Genomic DNA, 18,035 nt, shown 5'->3' on the forward strand with positions numbered 1-18,035 from the left:
GCGCCTGCGCGACGCGCTCGCCGAGGCGCTCCGGCGCGCGGCGGACGCGGAGGCCGCCGCGGAGGCGGCGCGCGCGACGCTCGCGCCCGCGGTGGCGGAGGAGGCGGCGGCCGCGATCCTGGACATCGAGGTGAAGGACTTCCCCGCCGTCGACGACATGGACGAGGCGCTCCGGGCGGCGAGCGCCGAGCGCGAGGCGCTCAGCGCCCGGCTCGCCGAGCGCGATCAGAAGATCGCGCGGCTCCAGCGCGAGGTGGCCGACAAGACGGACCGCCTCGGCCGGCTGGCGAAGGAGATGGGCGAGCTCAAGGCGAGGGGGTCGGGCAAGCTCTTCGGGTGAAGCGGGCGGTGGGGTCGCCGCGGGGCGCCTGCGAGCGCACATCGGCCCCCAGGGCGAGCAGGCAGGCGTTCGCTCGGACGCCACCGGCGATGCTATCGTCCACGTCCCATGAGCGAGCCCCGCCGCTACGAGCGCATCGAGATCGAGCTCCCGTGCCGCCTCTTCATCCCGGGCGAGGGCGGGCTCCGCTTCGAGGCGTTCTGCACCTCGAAGAACCTCGGGCTGGGCGGGCTGTTCGTGGCCTCGAACTTCCTGCTCCGCTCCGGGCTCGAGCTCTACGTGGAGCTCGCCCTGCCGGACGGGCCGCTCGCCATCCGCTCGCAGATCGCGCACGTCGTCCCGCACGGCGACCGCACCTTCCCGACGGGCATGGGGATCGAGTTCCTCGACGTCGACGCGCACGGCCGCGAGACGCTGCTCCGCTACTTCACGCCGACGCGCTACACGAGCTTCTACGACGCGTTCATCGCGGAGTTCCCGCACCTCGACGAGAAGGTCCCGCTGCGGGACGTCTCGCTCGTCCTGAACCTCTGGGAGGAGTGGAAGATCCGGAGCGAGGGCGGGCCGCTCTCCACCGCCTCGGGCGCCCCCCCGCCGCCCGCGCTCGGCGCGGCCGCGACGGAGGAGCGCGCTCCCCGCGTCCGCCGCTGACGGACCGACGATGATCCCGCCGTCCACGAGCGAAGCGAGCACGCCAGAGGACCCGGCGAGCCGGGGAGGGGCCCCCGCCGGACCAGGGCCGGGCGACCGCGCGGCTCGCGAGACCGAAGCTCGCGGCTCGCGAGCCTTGGGCTAGGCACCGGGGACCCCGGCCGTTACGGTTCTGCACCATGCAGAAGGCACGGCTCGCGCTCCTGTGGCACATGCACCAGCCGCCCTACCGCGACGCGGACACGGGCGAGTACCTCCTGCCCTGGGTGAGGCTCCACGCCACCCGGGCCTACAACGACATGGCGTGGATCCTGGAGCGGCACCCGGGCATCCGCTGCACCGTCAACTTCACCCCCATCCTCCTCGAGCAGCTCGAGGACTACGTGGCGGGCCGCGCGCGCGACCGCTTCCTCGAGCTCACCGCCCGGCCGGCGAACGAGCTCGCGCCCGACGAGCGCGCGGCGATCGTGCGCGGCTTCTTCATGGTGGACTGGGCGCGCAACGTGCGGCCGGTGCCGCGCTACTGGGAGCTCCTCCAGAAGCGCGGGCGGGACCTGCGCGGCCGCGACGTGCGGAGGCTCGCCGCGGCGTTCTCAGACGCCGAGATCACCGACCTGCAGGTCCACTTCAACCTCGCCTGGATGGGCTTCGGGGCCCTCGCCGACGACGAAGGGCTCCGCGCCCTGCGCGAGAAGGGCCGCGGGTTCGACCGCGCCGACGTCTCCCTCCTGCTCGAGGCCCAGCGCCGCATCCTCGCCGGGATCGTGCCGCGCTGGACGCGCCTCGCCGACCGCGGCCAGGTCGAGCTCTCGGCCACCCCCTACCAACACCCGATCCTCCCGCTCCTCTGCGACACCGACGTCGCCCGCCGCGCGCTCCCCCACGTGCAGCTCCCGCCTCGCTTCGCGCACCCGGAGGACGCTCGCTGGCACGTGCGCGAGGCGCTCGCGAGCCACGCCCGCCGCTTCGGCCGCCCGCCCGCCGGGATGTGGCCGGCGGAGGGCGCGGTGTCGCCCGAGGCGGTGGAGGTGCTCGCGCGCGAGGGCGTCCGCTGGGCGGCGAGCGACGAGGGCGTCCTGCTCCACTCGCTCCCCCCGAGCGCCCCGCGGCTCGCCTCGGTGTACCGGCCCTGGCGCATCGCCGCGGGCGAGGGGCGCGAGCTCAAGATGCTCTTCCGCGATCGCGCCCTGTCGGACGCGATCGGCTTCACGTACTCCGGCGTGCCCGCGCGCGAGGCGGCGGACGACTTCGTCGCGAACGTCGCCTCGATCGCGCAGGCGTGGGCGGCGGAGCGGCTCCCCGGCCGCGCGACCGTCGGCGTGTTCCTCGACGGCGAGAACGCCTGGGAGCACTACCCCCACAGCGGCCACGAGTTCCTCGACCGGCTCTACGGCGCGCTCGCCGCGAGCGACGCGATCGAGACCGTGACCCTGTCCGAGGCGACCGCCGCCACCGAGGGCGGGATCGTGACCCGCATCCACTCCGGCTCGTGGATCGAGGCGTCCTACCGAATCTGGATCGGGCACGCGGAGGACCGCCAAGCCTGGACGGCGCTCGGCCGGGCTCGCGCGGCGCTCGCGGCGGCGGAGCGCAGCGGGGCGGTCGACGCGGACCGGCTCGAGCAGGCGCGGCAGCATTTGCACGCCGCCGAGGCCTCGGACTGGTTCTGGTGGTACGGCGACGACTTCGCGACCGACCTGGGCGCCGAGTTCGACGGGCTCTTCCGCGGACACGTCGTCCGCGCCTGCCTGCTGCTGGGGGTGACGCCCCCGCGCGAGGCGGTCGAGCCGATCAAGCGCGCCGCCGCCCCCGGCGCCGAGGTGCGCGCCGCGCGCCAGCCCACCGCGCTCCTCGCGCCGCGCATCGACGGGCGCCAGACGACCTACTTCGAGTGGGCGGGGGCGGGCGTCCACCGCCCCGGCCAGCACCGCGGCTCGATGTTCGGCGGCGCGCAGGTCTTCCAGGCGCTGCACTACGGGTTCGACCTCGAGGCGCTCTACCTGCGGCTCGACCCGGCCGAGTCGCCGGAGCGCACCGTCGAGCTCGCGTCGGAGGTCCGCGTCGTGCTGCTCGCCGGCGACCGGAACGAGACCGTCGAGCTCGCGATCGTGCGGGACGGACAGGCCCGCCCGGCACGCCTGCGCGGCGCGGAGCTGGGCGAGGCGGCGTTCGCGCAGGTGCTGGAGGTGCGCCTCCCGTTCGCCGCGCTCGGGCTCGCGCCCGGCACGGAGGTCGCGCTCGGCGTGCACGCCGCGCGCGGGGACGTCGAGGTCGAGCGGCTGCCGCGCCACGGCTTCGTGACGCTCACCGTCCCCGACGCGGACTTCGAGCGCCTGAACTGGAGCGTGTGAGGGAGGAGCGCGTGGGCCGACAGCGACCGAAGCGAGGCCGCCGGGGCGGGGGAGCGTCCCCGGCGGAGCCGTGACCGCGGACGCCACCCGCGTCCGGCCGCCCGCGCCGGGCGCCCCGGCCAGCGGCGGCGCGCGGCTCGTGTTCGTCGAGGGCGCGGCGCTCCTCGGGGTGACGGTCCCGCTCGAGGGCGAGGTGGTGCTCGGCCGCGATCCCGGCTGCGCGCTCCAGCTGCCGGCGGAGGACGTGTCGCGCCGGCACGCGAGAGTCGCCCCCGCGGAGGACGGCCACCTCGTCGAGGATCTCGGCTCCACGAACGGCACGTTCGTGAACGGCGCGGCGGTCTCCGCGCGGCGGCTCGCGAGCGGCGACCGGATCCGGGTCGGGCCCTTCGTGGCGCGCTACCTCGCCGCGGGCGACGAGGCCGCGCGGGAGCTCGAGGCGCTCGCCGCGCTCGGCCGGCGCGATCCGCTCACCGGGCTCGCGAACCGGAGGGCGTTCGAGGAGGCGCTCGCGGGCGCGGTGGCGCGCGCCGCCCGCGGCGAGGCGCCGCTCGCCCTCGTCGCGCTCGACGTCGACCACTTCAAGCGGGTGAACGACGCCCATGGCCACGCCGCCGGCGACGCGGTGCTGGCGGCGGTGGCGGCGCGCGCGGCGGAGGCGCTGCGCACGGGCGACCTCCTCGCCCGCATCGGCGGGGAGGAGTTCGCGGCGCTCCTGCCCGGCGCCACGCTCGCGGCGGCCGCGGAGGTGGCGGAGCGCATCCGCGGCCGGATCTCCGCCGCGCCGATCGACGCCGGCGGCGCGGCCATCGGCGTGACGGTGTCGGCGGGCCTCGCCGCGCTCTCGCGGGGAGAGGACGGGGCGACGCTCCTCGCCCGGGCCGACGAGCGGCTCTACGCGGCGAAGCGGGCGGGGCGCGATCGTATCGCCCGGTGAGGGGCGGGGCGGAGGGAAACGCCTGCGCGCCCGTCCGCCTCGGGTTATCCTCCCGGACCCGTGAAGAACCGGTCCGCGCTCGCGATCCTCTTCGTCATCGTCTTCATCGATCTCCTCGGCTTCGGGATGGTCATCCCGGTCATGCCGCTCTACGCCGAGCGGCTCGGGGCCTCCGCCACCTGGACCGGGCTCCTCTCCGCCGGGTACTCGGCCATGCAGTTCGTGTTCGCGCCGATCTGGGGCCGGCTGTCCGACCGGGTCGGGCGCCGCCCGATGCTGCTCGGCTCGATCGTGATGACCGCGCTGGCGTTCACCATGTACGCCCTCGCGAACAGCTTCCCCATGCTGCTGCTCTCCCGCCTCTTCGCGGGCGCGGCGACCGCGAACATCTCCATCGCGCGCGCCTTCGTCGCCGACGTGACGGCGCCCGAGGAGCGCGCGAAGGGCATGGGGATCATCGGCGCCGCGTTCGGGCTCGGCTTCGTGCTCGGGCCCGCGATCGGCGGCATCCTCTCCCGCCACTCGCTCGCGCTCCCCGGCTTCGCCGCCGCGGCGCTCGCCGCGGCCAACGGCGTCGCCGCCTGGTTCATCCTCCCCGAGCCCGAGGCGCGCCGCTCCACCGATCGCCGCCCCCGCTTCGCCGCCATGCGGGAGGAGCTCGGCCGCCCCGGCATCCGCCGCGTCATCGGCATCTACTTCCTCACGGTGCTCGCCTTCAGCATGATGGAGGCGACCTACGCGTTCCTCGCGAAGGAGCGCTACGGCCTCGCCGAGTCGCACGTCGGCTACGTGTTCGCGTACATCGGCGTCCTGCTCGTCATCGTGCAGGGCGGGCTCGTCGGACGCCTCTCGCGCCGCTTCGGCGAGAAGCCGCTGCTCGTCGCCGGCCTCGTCCTCCAGGCCGTGGCGCTCCTCTCGCTCCCCTTCGCCGGGAGCGTCGCGGGGCTCCTCGCCGCGACGGCGCCGCTCGCGGTGGGCAGCGGCCTCGCGCAGCCGGCGCTCTCCTCGCTCCTCTCGCGCTTCGCGCGCGCGGAGGACCAGGGCGGCACCCTCGGCATCGGCGAGTCCGCCGCCGCGTTCGGGCGGATCCTCGGCCCGGAGGCCGGCAGCTGGACCTTCGGGCAGTGGTCGATGGCGTTCCCCTACGTCGGCGGCGCTGCCATCATGGCGTTCGCGGCGGCGGTCGGCGCGACGGTGCGGCCGGCGCGCGAGGAGAGGGTGGCGGGCGATGCCTGACCTGCGCAGGGATCCCATCGTCGGGCGGTGGGTCATCATCGCGACCGAGCGCGCGCGGCGGCCCTCCGACCTGGTGCGGCCGCAGGAGCCCGCGAGGCCGGGGCTGTGCCCGTTCTGCCCGGGCCAGGAGGACAAGACGCCGCGCGAGGTGTACGTGTCGGGCCGCCCGCCCTCGGCGCCGGCGAACGGGCCGGGCTGGGGCGTGCGCGTCGTGCCGAACCGCTTCCCCGCCCTCAAGATCGAGGGCGACCTCGATCGCGAGGCGGAGGGGATCTACGACCGGATGAACGGGATCGGCGCGCACGAGGTGATCGTCGAGACGCCCCGGCACGAGCGCCAGATGAAGGACCTCACCGAGGCCGAGCTCACCGAGGTGCTGTTCTCGTTCAAGGCGCGCATCCTCGACCTCCGCAACGACCTGCGCTTCCGCTACATCCTGCTCTTCAAGAACCAGGGGCAGCTCGCGGGCGCCTCGCTCGATCACGCGCACTCCCAGCTCATCGCGCTCCCGGTCGTCCCGCGCCAGGTGGTCGAGGAGATCGAGGGGGCGAGGCGCCACTACGAGCACAAGGAGCGCTGCATCTTCTGCGACATCGTCGGCCAGGAGCGGAAGGAGCGCGCCCGGCTCGTGCACGAGAACGACGAGTTCGTGGTGTTCGCCCCCTGGGCGCCGCGCAGCCCCTTCGAGACCTGGATCGTCCCGAAGCGCCACGAGTCGAACTTCGAGGCGGAGCCGAAGGAGCGGCTCGGGCTCTGCGCGCAGGCCCTCGGGACGACGCTCCGCCGCCTCGCCGCCGCCCTGGGCGACCCCGCCTTCAACTTCATCGTCCACTCGAACCCGCTGCGCGACGCCGCCTCGCCCTCGTACCACTGGCACATCGAGGTGATGCCCGCGCTCACCCAGGTCGCCGGCTTCGAGTGGGGCTCCGGCTTCCACATCAACCCCGTGCCCCCGGAGGAGGCTGCCGAGTTCCTCCGCCGGGTGGAAGGCTGAACGGCGGCGTGAAGCGCGACCCCCGAGGCGCGCGCGAAGCACGCGCCGCCGTCTAGCTCTCGAGGGCACGATGGAGATCCTGTTCGTGGCGTCGGAGGTGGCGCCCTGGTCGAAGACCGGCGGCCTCGGCGACGTCGCCGCGGCGCTCCCCCGCGCGCTCGCCGCGCGCGGGCACGCGGTCTCGGTGGTGACGCCGCGCTACGGCTCGATCGATCCGCGCGCGCACGGGCTCCACCCCCTCCACCGCGCGCTCGACGTGCGCGGCGAGCCGACCACGCTGTGGGTGAGCCGGGAGCGCGCGCCCGTCTACTTCGTCGAGCACGAGCACTTCTTCGGCTCGCGGCGGGGCCTGTACGGCGAGGCGCACGACTACGCCGACAACGCCGAGCGGTTCGCCTACCTCGCGCGCGCGGCGCTCGCCCTGCCCGGCGCGCTCGGGCTCCGGCCGCACGTCGTGCACCTGAACGACTGGCAGACCGGGCTCGTGCCGTTCCTGCTCCGCCACGAGCACGCCCGCGATCCCGCCCTCGCGGGCGCGCGCACCGTCTTCACCATCCACAACCTCGCCTACCAGGGCGTCTTCTCGAAGCACGTCGTGCCCGCGCTCGGGCTCCCGTGGGACGTCTTCCGCTACGAGGCGATGGAGTTCCACGACCAGCTCAACTTCATGAAGGCGGGGCTCGTGTTCGCGGACGCGCTCACCACCGTCTCGCCCACCTACGCGCGGGAGATCACGACGCCCGAGGGCGGGGTGGGCCTCGACGCGCTCCTCCGCCACCGCACGAGGGACCTGCACGGCATCCTGAACGGCATCGACGTCGCCGAGTGGGATCCCGCGACCGACCGCCACCTCCCGGCGCACTACTCCGCCGCCGAGCTCGCCGGGAAGGCGCGCTGCAAGGCGGCGCTCCAGCGCGAGCTCGGGCTGCCGGAGCGGCCGGAGATCCCGCTCGTCGCGATGGTCGGGCGCCTCGCCGAGCAGAAGGGCCTCGACCTCGTCGTCGCCGCCCTCGGCGAGCTGCTCGGGCGCGAGCTGCAGCTCGCCCTGCTCGGCAGCGGGCGGCGCGACTGGGAGGAGGTCTTCGCGCGCGCCGCGCGCGAGCGGCCCGAGCGGATGGCGGCGCGCATCGGCTTCGACGAGGGGCTCGCTCACCGGCTGGAGGCGGGGGCCGACCTGTTCCTCATGCCGAGCCGCTTCGAGCCGTGCGGGCTGAACCAGATGTACTCCCTGCGCTACGGGACCGTCCCCATCGTCCGCGCGGTGGGAGGCCTCGACGACACCGTCGAGGACTACGACGGCTTCCAGCGCGGCACGGGCTTCAAGTTCCGCGACTACCACCCGCAGGCGATGCTGCTCGCGGTGCGCCGCGCGCTCGAGACCTACCGGGACGGCCGCGCCTTCCGGGCGCTCCGCCTGCGGGGCATGGCGCAGGACTTCAGCTGGGACCGCAGCGCGCAGGCGTACGAGTCGCTCTACCGCTCGCTCGCCAATCCCTGATCGTCGGCGGCGCAGCGCGCTCACGGGCGGTTCGGGTGGAGGAGGGCGGCGGCCCTTCACCGCCCACCGGGCGGACCCTACCTTGAGGCATGGCCCGCCGATTCGATGCCCCCGACGACGATCCCGAGGTCACCGCGCAGCCGAGCGAGCGGATGGTGCGCGAGCTGACGAGCGAGGCCGACGAGAAGGTCGTGCCGCTCGAGAACGTGGGCGGCGCGGCGCCGACGACGCTCGGCCTGGACTCGGGCGGAAACTTCCCCGGCCCCGAGGACGATCTCGCGAACCTCGCCGAGCCGGAGCCGCCCGAGGCGCCCGAGGTCGAGGCGATGCACGTGCACGAGAGCGCCGACGAGGAGGACGAGGAGGAGCGCCGCTGACCGGCGGTCCGCGGGCCGCGATCACCTCCGGCGCCGCGCCGGGGGGCTACTCGAGGCCGCGCGCGCGCAGGTCGTCGTCGCTCTCGCCGTGCAGGTGCCCGAGCTCGTGCAGGAGCGTGACCCGCACCTGCTCGGTGAGCTCTCCCCGGTCGGCGGCGAAGCGCAGCAGGTTCTTCCGGTAGAAGACGATCGTGCGGCAGCGCGGCCCGTCCGCCGCGGTGCACGCCTCGTTCTCCGACGGCCCGCGGAAGAGCCCCAGGATCGAGGGCGAGAGCGGCGGGTGCACCGCGAGGAGGTCCGCCGCGTCCGGGAGGTCCTGGATCTCGATCGGCACCGCCTGGAGCGCGCGGCGCTCCTCCGCGGGCAGCCCCGCGACCGCCGTCTCCACCTCGGCCCGGAACGCGGCCATGTCGACCGGCGGCTCCTGCTTGAAGTCGGTGGGCGCCAGCGACCGGGCGCGCCCGAGCAGGGACGAGGCGCGTCGCTCCTCGCCTCGCCGCTCGGCGAGGAGCCCGAGCTGGTGGAGCGTCCACGGATCGTCCGGAGCGAGCGCCAGGGCGCGCTCGAACGCGCGCTGCGCGTCGTCGAAGCGGCAGAGCTCGTAGAGCGCGACGCCGCGCTCGTACACGGCGTCGGCGTCCTCGGGGCGCGCGTGCACGGCGCGATCGAGGTGCGGAAGGGCGAGGTTGCTGCGGCCGAGGTCGTTCTCGGCCATGCCCGCGACGAGCTCGAGGCGCCCGACGAGCTCGCGGTCCTTGCGCAGCGCGGCCGCCCGCGCCCCGCGGACGGCGTACTCGAGGCCGGCCTCGATCGCCTCGGGCTTCCCGCCCAGGCGCCGCACGTGGAGCTCGGCCGCGCCGAGCAGCGCGCCGGGGGCGTCCGGATCGATGGCGAGCGCGCGCGCGAAGGCGAGGCGCGCCTCGTCGACGCGGTTCGCCGCCGCGAGCGCGTCGCCGCGCGCGGTGAGGGCGCCCACGTGGCGCGGCGCGAGCGCGAGGGCCTCGTCCGCGCAGGAGAGCGCCCGATCCTTCGCGTCGCGATCGAGCGCGTCGGCAGACTCCTCGACGAGGACGCCCGGGGAGGCGTTCGGCTCTGCCGGGAGGCAGGGGCCGGCCGGCGCCGGCACGGGCTCCGGCGCGACGAGGGTCCCCTCGTGCGGTCGCGCCGGCGGAACGGGGGCGCTGCTCGCGCGCGCCGAGGGCGCGGGGATCGGTGACACCGCCGGCTCGAGGGGCGGCGAGGCGCGGGTGCATGCCGTGAGGAGGGCGACGCAGACCGCGCGGCGAAGCGGCCGGTACATTGGCGGCAGCTTGCCACGGTTCCGCGGGAGGCGCCATCCGGGGGGTCAGCAGCCGAGCGTGAGGCTGTCCCAACGCCTGCCCGGAGCCGCAACACGCTAGAGGGCAGGCGCCGGGCGGCCTCACCCGTGCCCCGGCGGCGAGGCCCCGAGCTCCCGCTCGCAGCGCGAGGCGAGCTCCTCCAGGAACGCGAGCAGCTCCCTCGGGTGGAGCGGGTCGGCGGCGTTCAGGTCCACCCGGCCGATCCGGTCCATCGCGACCGTCGCGCGCTCGAGGTCCGTCGAGGTACCCAGCTCGAGGAACCAGCCCACCGGCGGCACGCGCAGGTCGCGGAGCTTCGTCCAGAGCCAGCGCAGGTTCGGATCGTTGAAGCCGTAGCCGACGAGGAGGATCTCCCGCCCCATGACGTCGGACGAGAAGCGCAGGTCGATCGGGTTCGCGGCGAGGTCGGAGCGGCGCAGGAAGTCGGACTCGGAGACGACGAGCGAGGCGGGCCGCTCGAGCGTGCCGTGCAGCTTGTAGATGGGGAAGCGTGGCACGAAGCGCCGGCCGACCTCGACGAAGCGCCAGCGGTGGAGATCCTCCGCCTCGGCGACGACCTGGCAGGGCTGGCCGGCCCACTCGAACGTGCGCTCGAGCAGGTCGTCGAAGTTCGTCGTGTACACCGCGGGTACGAAGGGCGCGAGCCGGACGAGGAGGCGCTGCAGCGGCAGGTCCGCGGGATCGATCCGGGAGGTGTCGAACAGCGCCCGGAGGCGCTCCACGAGCCGGTCCTCGCCGCGCAGGAACCGGTAGGCCTCCGGGATGCGAAGGAGCGCGTCCATCGAGACGGGCGCGTCCGGGTCGGGCGGCGCGAAGCGCTGGGGGGCGTCCGGAACCTGCTCGCGCAGGGCGGGGACGAGATCCTCGGCGAGGGCGCAGACCGTCTGGCGCCAGGAAGGGAGGCCCGCCCAGCGGGAGGCGCCCGCGCCGACGAGCAGCACGAGCTGCCCGCGGGCGAGCCGGTCGAACAGGCGGTCCTTCACCTCGCGGACGTCCGTGGACGCGTCCATCGAGACGAAGGTACTCACGCGCCGCGAGGGCCGCGCGTGCTTCGCGCCGCGGGCGCCGCGTCGCGGCTACCGCGGGCCGATGAGCGAGGCGAGCCGCGCCGGCGAGAACGGCGCGAGGTCCACCGGGGGCGGCGCGCCGGTGACGGCCGCCGCGATGGCGTCCGCGGTGATCGGCGCGAGGAGGATGCCGTTGCGCGTGTGGCCGGTCGCGTAGAAGAGGCCCGGGATCGTGCCCTCGCCGAGGATCGGCTCGCCGTCCGGGCTCGCCGGCCGGAAGTTCGACCAGGTCTCGACGACCGGCGCCTGGGCCAGGGAGGGGGCGATCTCGATCGCCACGTCGAGGACGTGGCGGAGGCCGCCCGCGGTGACGGCCTTCTCCCAGCCGACGTCCTCCATGGTCGAGCCGCAGAGGATCCGTCCGTCGGGGCGCGGCACCACGTAGCCGTGACCCGAGAAGACCACGCGCGAGAGGAGCGGCGGCCGCGTGTCGACGACGGCGATCTGGCCGCGCACCGGCCGGACCGCGCCCGGGGGGAGGCCGTTCCCCTCGACGAGCAGGCTCCAGCTCCCCGCCGCGAGCACCACCGCGTCCGCGTCGATGCGGCCCGCGGCGTGCTCCACCCCGGCGGCGCGGCCGCCCTCGGTCCGGATGCGGCGCACGTCGCCCGTGAGGAAGGTCGCGCCGGCGCGGGCGGCGGCGACGTACACCGCGCGCGCGAGCAGGCGCGGATCGAGCGAGGCCTCGTCGGCGAAGAAGAGCGCGCCGCGCGCCTCGCGGGAGAGGCCGGGCTCGAGCGTCCGCACCGCCGCCTCGTCGAGCACCTGCACCGGCAGGCCGGCCCGCTCGAGCTTCTCGGCGCGACCGGCGAGGAGGTGCGCGTGGTCGTCGTCGAACGCCACCTCCAGCGTGCCGAGCGAGCGGAGGGACACGGCGAGGCCGGAGCGGGCCTCGACCTCGCGGACGAACCCGGGGTAGCGCGCGAGGGAGGCCCGGCAGAGGGCGTAGAAGGGACCGGGCTCGATCGCCTCCACGCCCGGCGACAGGATCCCGCCCGCCGCGCTCGACGCCTCCGCGCCGGGGATCGACCGCTCGAGCACCACCACCTTGCGGCCCGACAGCGCGAGCCGAAACGCGACCGAGGCGCCCTGGATGCCGGCGCCCACCACCACCACGTCCGTACGCATGGCGCGCAACACTACGCCCTCGCGCCCGCCGCGGGGAAGCGCTCCGCGCGCGGAGCGGGCTCCATGAAAAAGACGCGCCCGGGCGAGCGAGGCGAGCCCACGTCCCCGCGCGACGCCGGGGCGCAGCGCCCGTCAGATCGGCGGGACCGAGCCGTTGGGCGCGGCCGGCCGCGCGGGCGTGAGGCCGTTCACGAGCAGCTCGAACACGTGGCGCCGCCACGCCTCCGGCGCGAGCGGCTCGTGCACGAAGGGCCGCGCCGCCTCGCGCGAGGACGCGACGAGCGCGGCGAGCCCGCCCACGGTCACGACGGCGAGGATCGGATCGAGCCCGTCCCCGGCGCCGCCCTGCGCGAGCGCGTCGGCGGCGCGCCGGACTGGCTCGAGGAGCGCGGGGTCGGTCTGGGTGAGCTGCGACAGGAAGGGGGCGCCGTCCAGGTACTCGCGGATGAGGATCTGCGCGCCCATCGGATCCTTCATCATCGCGTCGAGGTAGGCGGCCACGACCGAGGCCGGGCCGCCCGGCCCGAGCTGGACGAGCCGCGCGATCTCGTTCGCCGAGCCCAGCCAGACCGCTCGCAGGATGTCGAGGTAGAGGGCGCGCTTGGAGGCCCAGTGGCGGTAGATGAGCGCCACGTTGCAGGACGCGCCGCGCGCGATGCCCTGGACGCGCGCGCCGTGGTAGCCGCGCTTCGAGAACTCGGTGCGCGCCGCGTCCCAGATCCGCTCCGCGATCCCCGCACGCGGGGCGCCCGCCTTGCGGTTGGCGACCGAGCCGTCCATGAAAGCCTGAATACCGGTCGCGTTGACCTGGGTCAAGTCCGCTCGTGCCCCCGTCCGGAGGGTGGGCGAGCCGGCTTATAGAAGGAGGCGAATGACCGGCCGCCCCCGCACCATCCTCCACCTCGATCTCGACGCGTTCTACGCGTCCGTGGAGCAGCTCGACGCGCCGTCGCTGCGCGGGCGCCCGGTGATCGTGGGAGGGCCGTCGCGCCGGGGGGTGGTGTGCGCAGCGAGCTACGAGGCGCGGCGGTTCGGCGTCCGGTCGGCGATGCCGACGGCGCAGGCGCGCAAGCTCTGCCCGGACGGCGTCTTCCTCCCGCCCCGCTTCGACCGCTACTCGGCGCTCTCCGAGCAGGTGTTCGCGATCTACCGGCGCTACACGCCGCTCGTCGAGCCGCTCTCGCTCGACGAGGCGTTCCTCGACGTCACCGCCAGCCGCGCGCTGCACGGCGGCGGGCGCGACATCGCCGCCGCGATCAAGCGCGCCGTGCGGGCGGAGTGCGGGCTCGCCGTGTCCGCGGGCGTCGCCGAGGTGAAGCTCGCCGCCAAGATCGCGACCGACCTCGGCAAGCCCGACGGGCTCGTCGAGGTGCCGGAGGGCGGCGTCGCCGCGTTCCTCGCGCCCCTCCCGGTCGGCCGGCTGTGGGGGGTGGGCCCGGTGACCGAGGCGGCGCTCCGCAAGCTCGGCGTGACGACCATCGGGGACCTCGGCCGCACGCCCGACGCCGCCCTCGCCACGGCGGTGGGCACCTCGAGCGCCCGGGGGCTCCGCGCGCTGGCGCTCGGCGAAGATCCGCGGGACGTCGTGCCCGACGAGGCGGCGAAGTCGGTCGGCGCGGAGGAGACCTTCGGCGAGGATCTCTCCGGCCGCGCCGCGCTGGAGCGTGCCCTCCTCGAGCAGGCCGGACGCGTCGGCCGGCGGCTGCGCGCCGCCGGGCTCGCCGGCCACGTCGTGACGCTCAAGGTGAAGTACGCCGACTTCACCCTCGTCACGCGGCGCACGACCCTCCCGAACGCGACCGACGACGACCGGGCGATCTTCGAGGCTGTCCGCGCGCAGCTCGAGCGCGTCGAGGTGGAGCGCCCGGTGCGGCTCACCGGCGTGTCGGTCTCCGGGTTCGCGGGCGAGGCGGAGCGCGGGCAGCTCGATCTGTTCCAGGCCGCCCCGGCGCCGCCGCCGGAGGTGGAGAAGCGCCGCTCGCTCAACGCCGCGCTCGACGTGCTGGCGCGCCGCTTCGGCGATCGCGCCGTCACTCGCGCGGATCTCGCCGACGAGGACGGGCGCGAGGACGACGGGTGACGAGCGTGCTCGAGCCCCGCGACTACGTCGCCGCGGGCGCTACCCGCCGCCGTCGCTCCCCGGGGGGCCGCTGTTCGGCACCCAGCGCGAGTCGGGGGCCGGTCCCTCGGGGGCCGGCCGGTCGGTCCGCGGCGCGGAGCGCGCGTCGATCGTGAGGGCAGTCGGCCTCCCGCCGCGCCCGCTCTCGTACGAGGCCCGCACCGGGCTCCCCTCGCGGAGCGACGCGAGCGGCGCGATCCGTCCGTCGAGCGTGATCGCGGTGGCGTCCCCGACCCGGAGGACCACGCTCTCCTCCCCCGGGGCGCGGATGACCACGCGCCCCTCGGCGCACCGCTCGAGCGTTCCCTCGATCTTCCGGATGGCCCGCGCGCGGACCGCCGCCCGCCTGTGCCGGTCCGCCCGACGGCTCTCCTCCGGCCCGGCCGACCGCTCCTCCGGCGTGCGGCCGTCCCGCTGCGCGACGGTCGGAGGCTCCACGGGATCCTGCTCGCGCGCCGCGCGCTCGCCGCGCTTGCAGGCGAGGGCCAGCGCGGCCGCGAGCAGGGCGGCGAGCCAGGGGCTGTTGCCTGCGAAAAGCACGTCGCACCGCCGTCGAAGGGAAGGACCCTCGATCGAACGTGCGCTCGCGCCCGACCCCGGGCAACGGCGCTCCGCCGGCATGGCCCGGGCGCCGCCCAGCGGGCTTCCTCCCTGCGACCGCCAGCCGCAAGTTCTCCCCATGATCTCGACCGAAACGACCGGACGGCCGGGGGAACATCTCGTGACTCGCGATCGCGACGCGGGCGAGATCGACGCGCGGGCGGACGCGCTGCGCGCGCTCACCGAGGCCGGCGTGCCGCACCTCGTCGCGGGGGCCTACGCCTTCTTCGAGTACACCGGCATCTTCCGCGACACGAAGGACCTCGACATCTTCCTCCGCCAGCGGGACGTGGAGGACGCCTTCCGCGTCCTCGAGGGCGCCGGGTTCCGCACCGAGATGACCGACCCGTCCTGGATCGGGAAGGGCTTCCGGGGCGAGTGGTTCGTGGACCTCATCTTCTCCTCGGGCAACGGCGTCGCCGTGGTCGACGACCTGTGGTTCGAGCACGCGCGCCCCGGCCGCGTGATGGGCGTCGACGTGCTGCTCGCGCCCCCCGAGGAGATCATCTGGTCGAAGGGCTTCGTCCTCGAGCGCGAGCGGTACGACGGCGCGGACGTGAACCACCTGCTCCGGGCGTGCGGCGAGTGGCTCGACTGGGACCGGCTCCTCATGCGCTTCGAGCGCTACTGGGAGGTGCTCTTCTCGCACCTCATGCTCTACCGGTTCACCTACCCGGGGGAGCGGGGCAAGGTGCCGGACCGCGTGCTCCACGCGCTCATGGAGCGTACTCGCGCGGACATCGCCGAGGGTAACCACGTGCGCCCGGTCTGCCGCGGGACGCTCATCTCGCGGGTGCAGTACCGGCACGACCTCGATCACCTCGGCTACGAGGACGGTCGCAAGTGGGACGAAGCCGAGCGGGTGACGGGGAAGGAGAACGATGGCGGACGGGAACGGGACCTTCCGGCTGGCGGCGGTCGCTGATCTCCACTGCCGACAGGACCAGCACGGCCGCTTCCGCGAGCTCGTGAAGATCGTGAACGGCGAGGCGGAGGGGCTCCTGCTCGCGGGAGACCTCACCGACCACGGCACCATCGACGAGGCGAAGACGCTCGCCGAGGCGTTCGCGCTCTTGCGCGTGCCGTGCGCCGCCGTGCTCGGCAACCACGACTTCGAGGGCGGGGTGGTGAAGGACCTCGTCCGGATCCTCGGCGAATCGAGCATCGAGGTGCTCGACGGCGACCACGCCGTGTTCGACAAGCGCGTCGGCATCGCCGGCGTGAAGGGGTTCGCCGGGGGGTTCGAGCGGGCCATGCTGCAGGCCTTCGGCGAGCCGATCATCAAGGCGTTCGTGCAGGAGGCGGTCAACGAGGCGCTGAAGCTCGAGGCCGCGCTCGGCCAGCTCGACACGCCGATGAAGATCGTCATGACGCACTACGCGCCCATCGCCGAGACCTGCCAGGGCGAGGAGGCGGAGATCCGGCCGTACCTCGGGACGTCGCGCCTCTCCGCGCCGTGCGAGGCGTTCGGCGCGTGCGCCGTGTTCCACGGCCACGCCCACCACGGCAAGACGGACGGCCGTACGCCCAAGGGCATCCCCGTCTACAACGTCGCGATGCCCCTGCTCCGGAAGCTCTGGGACAAGCGCTTCCGCGTCTTCGACGTGTGGGAGGGCGGCTGCACGCCGGTGACGCCGGGTCCCGAGCTGGTCGTGACGACGCATTGAAACGGGGACTGCGTCCCCGCCCCGCCGACGGCTGACCGCCGTCGTCGGGGGCCCCACCCCTGCTCGGCGGGGCCCGTGAACGGTCGCGCCCGCTTCGCGGGTTCGCGACCGTTCCCCGCCGGAGGGGCTTCGCCCCTCCCGCGCTTCGCGCGGGGCCCTCCCGCGGCTAGGTCGGGTCGTTACCGCTCGCCTCAATGCCGCATCGGCGGCGGGCCGGCGGCCTTGCGGACGCGCTCGAGGATCTCGTCCATCCCGACCGACTTCGGGATGTAGCCCTGCGCGCCGAGGAGCTCCGCCTCCCACTCGAACCCGTAGGCAGAGAGGATCAGGATCGGCACCGCGGAGCTCTTGGCGTCGCCGCGCATGCGCTCCATCACGCCCCAGCCGTCGAGCACCGGCATCTTGAGGTCGAGCAGCACGATGCCGGGCGCCTCGTCGGCCACCCGCTGCAGGGCGATCTCGCCGTTCTCGGCCTTCTGCACCGGGTAGCCCGCCTCGGAGAGCACCTCGGAGAGCGCCTCGCGGAAGTCGTCGTCGTCGTCGACGACGAGGATGTACTGGCCGGGGGTCATGGCGCGGTCGGCTCCGTGCGCAGCGCCGCGGCGATCTCGCCGGCGATGCGCCGCGCGTCCTCGACGTGATCAGGTGCGAGCGACACGGCGCCGACGACCGGGTGGCCGCCGCCGCCGTACCGCTCGCACAGCTTGGAGATGTCGTGCGCGCGCGGCGGCCGGGCCCACGGGTTCGACCCGACCGACACCTTGGCGCGCTTGGGGTCGCGGCTCACGACCACCGTGTAGCGGGCCTCGGGGAAGAGCTCGTACGCGATGAACTTGTTCGCCGACTCGATGGGCGTGCGGGTGAGATCGATCATGACGACGCCCTGCTCGACGCGGGCGAGGCGACGGTACACCTCGATGGCGTCCGCGTGGCGCGCGAGGATGGGCTCGAGCGGCTGTGCCACCCAGGGCTCGGCCGCGATCTCGGCGAGCGGCCGGTGCTGCAGGGCCTCGATGAGCCGGGCGGGGACCGCCGGGTCCTTCGTCGCCTCGAGCAGCGTCATGATCCGCAGCGCCGGCGCCTCCAGCCGCACCGCGGTGGCGGGCGAGTCGAACCGGGCCGCGTCGATGACGTCGGCCCAGCGGACGAGCTCCGCGAGATCCTCGGCGCGCCAGTCGAAGCGCTCCGCGAGCGTGCGGGCCATGAAGCCGGTGCAGCTCGGCGCGGCCGGGTCCCAGAACTTCTGGCCGCTCACGTCCCGCTCGAACAGGGCGCGATCGTGGGGGGTGGGGAAGGCGCTCGCGTGATGGTCGAACCACCAGTGAAGGTCGGGCGACGGGGAGAAGCGGAAGTCGACGCAGGCGTTCACGTCGCCGTCGAAGGCGCCGGGCGGGAACGGATCGCCGGCGCCGTGCTGCAGCGGCACGTGTCGGACCGTGGAGAGCCGCGTCCCCTCGCGCTCCTCGAAGAAGCGGCTGAAGAGCGCCGCGGAGGCGCAGCCGTCGAAGCAGTTGCCGTGGTAGAGGACCTTGAGCTGCATCGGAGCGGGGCAATCTAGTGACCGGCCGAGCATACCGTCAACGCGCGAGTCGGGCCGCGTGACCTCGCGCGGGCCCCCACCGGGTCGAAGGCGCGCGGCCCGCGCGGAGGAAGCGGGGGCGCGGCGGGGTGGCCGGCGAGCGCCGATCGCGCGCGCCGATTACACGGTTCGTGCGGGAGTCGCGCGCGCC

The 18,035-nt window shown here is 74.9% G+C and carries 18 protein-coding genes; 11 read left to right on the forward strand and 7 right to left on the reverse strand.

Annotation, left to right across the window (positions count from 1 at the left end; genetic code table 11):
- From MNZ39_RS18530 to MNZ39_RS18565, 8 genes are all read left to right on the forward strand, one after another.
- On the forward strand, positions 1–340 hold a 340-nt coding region (locus MNZ39_RS18530), incomplete at its 5' end, for a hypothetical protein (protein ID WP_242340566.1).
- Between the two features lie 108 nt (positions 341–448).
- Positions 449–991, forward strand: a complete 543-nt coding sequence (locus tag MNZ39_RS18535; RefSeq protein ID WP_242340567.1) for a PilZ domain-containing protein — start codon at positions 449–451, stop codon at positions 989–991.
- 179 nt (positions 992–1,170) lie between these two features.
- Entirely contained in the window at positions 1,171–3,342 is a 2,172-nt protein-coding gene (locus tag MNZ39_RS18540; RefSeq protein WP_242340568.1) for a glycoside hydrolase family 57 protein, read from the forward strand.
- A gap of 70 nt (positions 3,343–3,412) precedes the next feature.
- On the forward strand, positions 3,413–4,279 hold the full coding sequence (locus MNZ39_RS18545) for a GGDEF domain-containing protein (RefSeq protein WP_242340569.1): 867 nt from the start codon (positions 3,413–3,415) through the stop codon (positions 4,277–4,279).
- A gap of 60 nt (positions 4,280–4,339) precedes the next feature.
- On the forward strand, positions 4,340–5,515 hold the full coding sequence (locus tag MNZ39_RS18550) for an MFS transporter (RefSeq protein ID WP_242340570.1): 1,176 nt from the start codon (positions 4,340–4,342) through the stop codon (positions 5,513–5,515).
- A complete protein-coding gene (locus MNZ39_RS18555) occupies positions 5,508–6,509 on the forward strand; it encodes a DUF4931 domain-containing protein (RefSeq protein WP_242340571.1) in 1,002 nt (333 codons plus the stop codon). Before MNZ39_RS18550 ends, MNZ39_RS18555 begins: the two co-directional genes overlap by 8 nt.
- A 70-nt stretch (positions 6,510–6,579) precedes the next feature.
- A complete protein-coding gene (gene glgA / locus MNZ39_RS18560) occupies positions 6,580–8,007 on the forward strand; it encodes a glycogen synthase GlgA (protein WP_242340572.1) in 1,428 nt (475 codons plus the stop codon).
- Positions 8,008–8,096: 89 nt separating this feature from the next.
- A complete protein-coding gene (locus MNZ39_RS18565; RefSeq protein ID WP_242340573.1) occupies positions 8,097–8,384 on the forward strand; it encodes a hypothetical protein in 288 nt (95 codons plus the stop codon).
- 46 nt (positions 8,385–8,430) lie between these two features.
- On the opposite strand, the gene MNZ39_RS18570 is transcribed toward MNZ39_RS18565, so the two are convergent.
- The 4 genes from MNZ39_RS18570 to MNZ39_RS18585 all read right to left on the reverse strand — a co-directional run bounded on the left by MNZ39_RS18570 (position 8,431) and on the right by MNZ39_RS18585 (position 12,699).
- Positions 8,431–9,684 carry a metallopeptidase family protein gene (locus MNZ39_RS18570; RefSeq protein ID WP_242340574.1) on the reverse strand — a complete coding sequence of 418 codons (1,254 nt, stop codon included), beginning with the start codon at positions 9,682–9,684 and terminating at the stop codon, positions 8,431–8,433.
- Positions 9,685–9,804: 120 nt separating this feature from the next.
- Positions 9,805–10,734, reverse strand: a complete 930-nt coding sequence (locus tag MNZ39_RS18575) for an SIR2 family protein (RefSeq protein WP_242340575.1) — start codon at positions 10,732–10,734, stop codon at positions 9,805–9,807.
- Positions 10,735–10,800: 66 nt separating this feature from the next.
- Positions 10,801–11,919 carry a glycine oxidase ThiO gene (thiO, locus tag MNZ39_RS18580; protein WP_242340583.1) on the reverse strand — a complete coding sequence of 373 codons (1,119 nt, stop codon included), beginning with the start codon at positions 11,917–11,919 and terminating at the stop codon, positions 10,801–10,803.
- Between the two features lie 132 nt (positions 11,920–12,051).
- Positions 12,052–12,699, reverse strand: a complete 648-nt coding sequence (locus MNZ39_RS18585) for a TetR/AcrR family transcriptional regulator (protein ID WP_242340576.1) — start codon at positions 12,697–12,699, stop codon at positions 12,052–12,054.
- Between the two features lie 91 nt (positions 12,700–12,790).
- On the opposite strand from MNZ39_RS18585, the gene MNZ39_RS18590 reads away from it, so the two are divergent.
- Positions 12,791–13,999: a DNA polymerase IV gene (locus tag MNZ39_RS18590; RefSeq protein ID WP_242340577.1), complete on the forward strand. Its 1,209-nt coding sequence runs from the start codon at positions 12,791–12,793 to the stop codon at positions 13,997–13,999.
- Between the two features lie 39 nt (positions 14,000–14,038).
- On the opposite strand, the gene MNZ39_RS18595 is transcribed toward MNZ39_RS18590, so the two are convergent.
- Positions 14,039–14,578, reverse strand: a complete 540-nt coding sequence (locus tag MNZ39_RS18595; RefSeq protein ID WP_242340578.1) for a hypothetical protein — start codon at positions 14,576–14,578, stop codon at positions 14,039–14,041.
- A 181-nt stretch (positions 14,579–14,759) separates the two neighbouring features.
- On the opposite strand from MNZ39_RS18595, the gene MNZ39_RS18600 reads away from it, so the two are divergent.
- Positions 14,760–15,563 (forward strand): nucleotidyltransferase family protein, encoded by an 804-nt coding sequence (locus MNZ39_RS18600; RefSeq protein WP_242340579.1) that lies wholly within the window; start codon positions 14,760–14,762, stop codon positions 15,561–15,563.
- On the forward strand, positions 15,520–16,305 hold the full coding sequence (locus tag MNZ39_RS18605; protein ID WP_242340580.1) for a metallophosphoesterase: 786 nt from the start codon (positions 15,520–15,522) through the stop codon (positions 16,303–16,305). The genes MNZ39_RS18600 and MNZ39_RS18605 overlap by 44 nt, the downstream gene beginning before the upstream one ends.
- 191 nt (positions 16,306–16,496) lie before the next feature.
- Here MNZ39_RS18605 and MNZ39_RS18610 read toward each other — a convergent pair whose 3' ends face one another.
- Complete coding sequence (locus MNZ39_RS18610; protein WP_242340581.1) at positions 16,497–16,877, reverse strand: response regulator; 381 nt, start codon at positions 16,875–16,877, stop codon at positions 16,497–16,499.
- Positions 16,874–17,845, reverse strand: a complete 972-nt coding sequence (locus MNZ39_RS18615; protein ID WP_242340582.1) for a phosphoesterase — start codon at positions 17,843–17,845, stop codon at positions 16,874–16,876. Before MNZ39_RS18615 ends, MNZ39_RS18610 begins: the two co-directional genes overlap by 4 nt.
- Positions 17,846–18,035: the final 190 nt, after the last annotated feature.

Source organism: Anaeromyxobacter sp. SG66 (assembly GCF_022690805.1).
GTDB lineage: Bacteria > Myxococcota > Myxococcia > Myxococcales > Anaeromyxobacteraceae > Anaeromyxobacter > Anaeromyxobacter soli.

Excerpts from the sequence above, each read along its gene's own strand:
- glgA (WP_242340572.1), top strand. The coding sequence starts at position 6,580 with ATGGAGATCCTGTTCGTGGCGTCGGAGGTGGCGCCCTGGTCGAAGACC.
- MNZ39_RS18565 (WP_242340573.1), top strand. The coding sequence starts at position 8,097 with ATGGCCCGCCGATTCGATGCCCCCGACGACGATCCCGAGGTCACCGCG.
- thiO (WP_242340583.1), bottom strand. The coding sequence starts at position 11,919 with ATGCGTACGGACGTGGTGGTGGTGGGCGCCGGCATCCAGGGCGCCTCG.
- MNZ39_RS18605 (WP_242340580.1), top strand. The coding sequence starts at position 15,520 with ATGGCGGACGGGAACGGGACCTTCCGGCTGGCGGCGGTCGCTGATCTC.
- MNZ39_RS18555 (WP_242340571.1), top strand. The coding sequence starts at position 5,508 with ATGCCTGACCTGCGCAGGGATCCCATCGTCGGGCGGTGGGTCATCATC.
- MNZ39_RS18540 (WP_242340568.1), top strand. The coding sequence starts at position 1,171 with ATGCAGAAGGCACGGCTCGCGCTCCTGTGGCACATGCACCAGCCGCCC.
- MNZ39_RS18570 (WP_242340574.1), bottom strand. The coding sequence starts at position 9,684 with ATGTACCGGCCGCTTCGCCGCGCGGTCTGCGTCGCCCTCCTCACGGCA.
- MNZ39_RS18615 (WP_242340582.1), bottom strand. The coding sequence starts at position 17,845 with ATGCAGCTCAAGGTCCTCTACCACGGCAACTGCTTCGACGGCTGCGCC.
- MNZ39_RS18585 (WP_242340576.1), bottom strand. The coding sequence starts at position 12,699 with ATGGACGGCTCGGTCGCCAACCGCAAGGCGGGCGCCCCGCGTGCGGGG.
- MNZ39_RS18610 (WP_242340581.1), bottom strand. The coding sequence starts at position 16,877 with ATGACCCCCGGCCAGTACATCCTCGTCGTCGACGACGACGACGACTTC.
- MNZ39_RS18590 (WP_242340577.1), top strand. The coding sequence starts at position 12,791 with ATGACCGGCCGCCCCCGCACCATCCTCCACCTCGATCTCGACGCGTTC.
- MNZ39_RS18575 (WP_242340575.1), bottom strand. The coding sequence starts at position 10,734 with ATGGACGCGTCCACGGACGTCCGCGAGGTGAAGGACCGCCTGTTCGAC.
- MNZ39_RS18535 (WP_242340567.1), top strand. The coding sequence starts at position 449 with ATGAGCGAGCCCCGCCGCTACGAGCGCATCGAGATCGAGCTCCCGTGC.